The sequence below is a fragment of the Aeromonas sp. ZOR0001 genome, from assembly GCF_000801015.1.
GTDB classification, from domain to species: Bacteria; Pseudomonadota; Gammaproteobacteria; order Enterobacterales; family Aeromonadaceae; genus Aeromonas; species Aeromonas veronii.
Map to the genome: position 1 here is coordinate 1,741 of NZ_JRJY01000041.1, position 3,886 is coordinate 5,626.

The window sequence follows — 3,886 nt, forward strand, 5'->3', positions numbered from 1 at the left end:
AGCCGCCGATAACGGTTAGCAGCAGGGCCACGATGGCAATGCGTTGCTTCATACCGCTTCTCCTTCTTTCATATCGGTGGAGCGCAGGCCGCGCAGTGCCCATACCAGCCGCTGTCTGGCGGCCTCGGGGTTGTCTATCTGGCTCAGAAACGGGGCGGCCTGTTCGGGCAACCAGCCGAGCTGACGACCGCTGCCGGCGATCACCAGCGGCAGACCGACCGACCCCATGATGAAGATCATCAGCTGGAGCGGGTGGCCCGTGACCAGCGACCCTTCCGCCTGTGCCATCCGTACCTGTTCGATCAGCAGCAGGGGATGACGGCGCGGCAGGCTGAGCAGAAATCGTTGGGCCGCCCCTTCGCCTGCCAGCGCATCGCCAAACAGGTGATTGATAAAGCCGCGCTGGCGCGCCACCAGCCCGATCAGTGCCTCCATGGTGGCCTCGAACATGGCGATGGCAGAGGGGTAGGAGCCTTTGGCTGCCACCGATTTGAGCTCGTCATAGAGGGGGGCGTACCAGAGCTCGACCAGCTCGTCGATAAAGGCGTCGCGGTTGCCGAAGTGGTAGACGAAAGAGCCAAGGTTCACCTCGGCCGCAGCCGCCAGCTCGCGCACTGTCAGGCCGCGCAGCCCCTTCTCGGTGGCGATGGCAAGGCCGGTATCGAGCAGTTTCTGCCGGGTTGGATTCATCGTTCTGGTTCCTGTTGCACATATTTTGATCTGATTTATACGTATGTATAAATCAATCGCGCAGAAGTGAACAGATCTTTTTTTGAGCAAATTTCAGCAGGGATGAAAAACGGCGGGCTTTCGTAAGGGGAGGTATGAAAGCGCCTTGGGATTGAATGGATTGCCGCAGATAAGGGCCAGAATCCGGGCAGATGACGGAGGTGGTGGAGAAATAAAAACGCCTCCACAAGGGAGGCGTTTTCAGGTCCATCGATCGCGCTTACAGAATAAAGCGGCTCAGGTCCTCGTCTTCAATCAGCTTGCCGAGGTGGGCGTTGACGTAGTCGGTGTCGATGACAAAGGTCTCGCCAGACTTCTCGGAGGCGTCATAGGAGATATCTTCCATCAGGCGCTCCATCACGGTGTGCAGACGACGGGCACCGATGTTCTCGGTACGCTCGTTAACCTGCCACGCCGCTTCGGCCAGACGGCGGATGCCATCTTTGGTGAACTCGATGTTGACCCCTTCGGTGGCCATCAGCGCCTTGTACTGATCGGTCAGGGAGGCGTTCGGTTCGGTCAGGATGCGCTCGAAGTCATCTGTGGTCAGAGCGGTCAGCTCGACGCGGATCGGCAGACGGCCCTGCAGCTCGGGGATGAGGTCGGACGGCTTGGCGATCTGGAAGGCGCCGGAGGCGACAAACAGGATGTGGTCGGTCTTGACCATGCCGTGCTTGGTGTTGACGGTGCAGCCCTCGACCAGTGGCAGCAGGTCGCGTTGTACCCCTTCACGGGAGACATCGGGGCCTGAGCTCTCGCCGCGTTTGCAGATCTTGTCGATCTCGTCGAGGAAGACGATGCCGTTGTTCTCGACTGCGGCGATCGCTTTCTGTTTCAGCTCTTCCGGATTGACCAGACGGGCCGCTTCCTCTTCGATCAGCGCCTTCATGGCCTCTTTGACCTTGATCTTGCGCTTCTTCTTCTGGTTCTGGCCCAGGTTCTGGAACAGCCCCTGCAGCTGGTTGGCCATCTCTTCCATGCCCGGCGGGGTCATGATTTCGACGCCCATCGGGGAGGCGGAGAGTTCCAGCTCGATCTCTTTGTCATCCAGCTGACCTTCCCGCAGTTTCTTGCGGAAGATCTGGCGGGTGTTGGAGTTGTCGGCTTTCTCTTCCTCACCCCAGGTGTTGCGCGGGTTGGGCAGCAGGGCGTCGAGGATGCGCTCTTCGGCGGCTTCCTCGGCGCGGTATTTCATCTTCTCCATCTCGGTTTCGCGCACCAGCTTGATGGCGGCATCGGTCAGATCGCGGATGATGCTGTCCACTTCCTTGCCGACATAGCCCACTTCGGTGAACTTGGTCGCTTCCACCTTGATGAAGGGGGCGTTGGCCAGCTTAGCCAGACGACGGGCGATCTCGGTCTTGCCGACACCGGTCGGGCCGATCATCAGGATGTTTTTCGGGGTTACTTCATGGCGCATCTCTTCGTTGAGCTGCATCCGGCGCCAGCGGTTGCGCAGGGCAACGGCAACGGCACGCTTGGCATCGGCCTGACCAATGATGTGTCTGTCCAGCTCGTGGACGATTTCTCTCGGGGTCATCTCGGACATGATGGTGTTCCTGTATCCGGGGCGGGCAGTGCCCACCCCTTGGGAAATTGGGTTGGCTGGCGGCCTTACTTGGCAGCGTAGTCCAGCACTTCGATGGTGTGGTTGCCGTTGGTGAAGACGCAGATGTCGCCCGCAATCTTGAGGGACTTCTCGACAATGGTCCTGGCATCCAGCTCGGTGTTTTCCAGCAGCGCGATGGCGGCGGACTGGGCGAAGTTGCCGCCGCTGCCGATTGCGATGAGATCGTGCTCCGGCTGCACCACGTCACCGTTGCCGGTGATGATGAAGGATTTGTGTTCGTCGGCCACGGCCAACAGCGCTTCGAGGCGGCGCAGGGCGCGATCGGTGCGCCAATCTTTGGCCAGCGCCACGGCGGCGCGCTCCAGATTACCCTGATGGGCCTGCAGTTTTGCTTCGAAACGCTCGAGCAGGGTGAAGGCGTCGGCGGTACCGCCAGCGAAACCGGCCAGCACCTTGCCGTTATAGAGACGATGAACCTTGCGGGCGTTGCCCTTCATGACGGTGTTGCCAAGAGAGACCTGGCCATCGCCACCGATGACGACCTGACCGTTGCGGCGAACTGAAACTATGGTAGTCACTTTACTTACCTCGCTTGAGCCGAATGACGGCCTGACTGTGCATGGCAAGAAAGATGGGGATGGCAAACGGGCTTTTCAACCCTGCTTTTGGTCGGGATAAACGGGGTAGCAATCAGGGTGGGTGCGAGTGACACCAAAAGAACAGGGCCGGGTGTTGCCACCCGGCCCTGCGTCATCGGTAAGCGGATTACCCTTTCTTGGGAATGCAGCCGCTGATGCCGGAGCTCTGCAGCTTGCTGTTGGCCGCGTCGGCGGCCGCCTTGCCGTTGAAGGGGCCCACCATCACCTTGTAGACGGTGCCGTTGGCGCCATTGATCACCTGCAGGCTGGAAGAGAGGCCGGCGGTGAAGGCGATACGCGCCTTGAGCGACTCTGCGGAATCCTGCGAGCGCAGGGCGGCGCACTGCATCATGTAGCGACCGCTGTCGGCGGCTGCGGTCTGGGCTGGCGGAGTGGCCGCTTTGGCCTTGGCCGCTTCGGCCCGCTCCCGTTCAAGCTCGGCGCGGATCTCCCGTTCCATCCGTTCCCGTTCGGCCTTGCGGTCGATCACCTGCTCTTGCGCGCTGGCAACCGGTGCACCCGAGGTGGAAGGGGTGGTCGCCGGATTGGGCTGATAGGGCTTGGGTTGGCCGATGGGCGTTCCCGGTTGGGGAATGTCGGTCGGCACCGGCTGCGGCAGTTTTTCCGGTTGCAGGGTCATGGTATCTGCCGGTGGCGGCGGCAGCACACCCGGCTGGGTCGGCGGTTCTATGATATCGACCTGCTTGTTCTCAAGCCGTTCGATGTAGCTCCACTTTTCCTGAGGCAGCCCGTTATTCTGCGCTTTTGGCTTGTTGGCCTTTACCTGCTCCTCAATGGTGGGGGCATCGTTGCCCTTGCCATTGATCATGTAAAGGAAGCCACCAAAGCCTGCCAGCAGTGCCACGACCAGCAGCACTGGAATAACAGGAAAGCGGCGAGGGGCCGCTTTCTTGGTATTGCGGCCACCCGCCCGACGTCGCGGGCGGCT

4 protein-coding genes are annotated in these 3,886 nt (G+C 60.8%); all 4 read right to left on the minus strand.

Annotated features, from left to right (window positions below):
• Positions 1-48: 48 nt before the first annotated feature.
• Positions 49-690, minus strand: coding sequence for a TetR/AcrR family transcriptional regulator (locus L972_RS05425; protein ID WP_047436399.1), 642 nt, complete (start codon positions 688-690; stop codon positions 49-51).
• A gap of 259 nt (positions 691-949) precedes the next feature.
• Positions 950-2,278 (minus strand): HslU--HslV peptidase ATPase subunit, encoded by a 1,329-nt coding sequence (hslU, locus tag L972_RS05430; protein WP_033136355.1) that lies wholly within the window; start codon positions 2,276-2,278, stop codon positions 950-952.
• A gap of 65 nt (positions 2,279-2,343) precedes the next feature.
• Positions 2,344-2,877, minus strand: coding sequence for an ATP-dependent protease subunit HslV (gene hslV / locus L972_RS05435; RefSeq protein ID WP_005342555.1), 534 nt, complete (start codon positions 2,875-2,877; stop codon positions 2,344-2,346).
• A 187-nt stretch (positions 2,878-3,064) separates the two neighbouring features.
• On the minus strand, positions 3,065-3,886 hold an 822-nt coding region (locus L972_RS05440), incomplete at its 5' end, for an SPOR domain-containing protein (protein ID WP_231560902.1).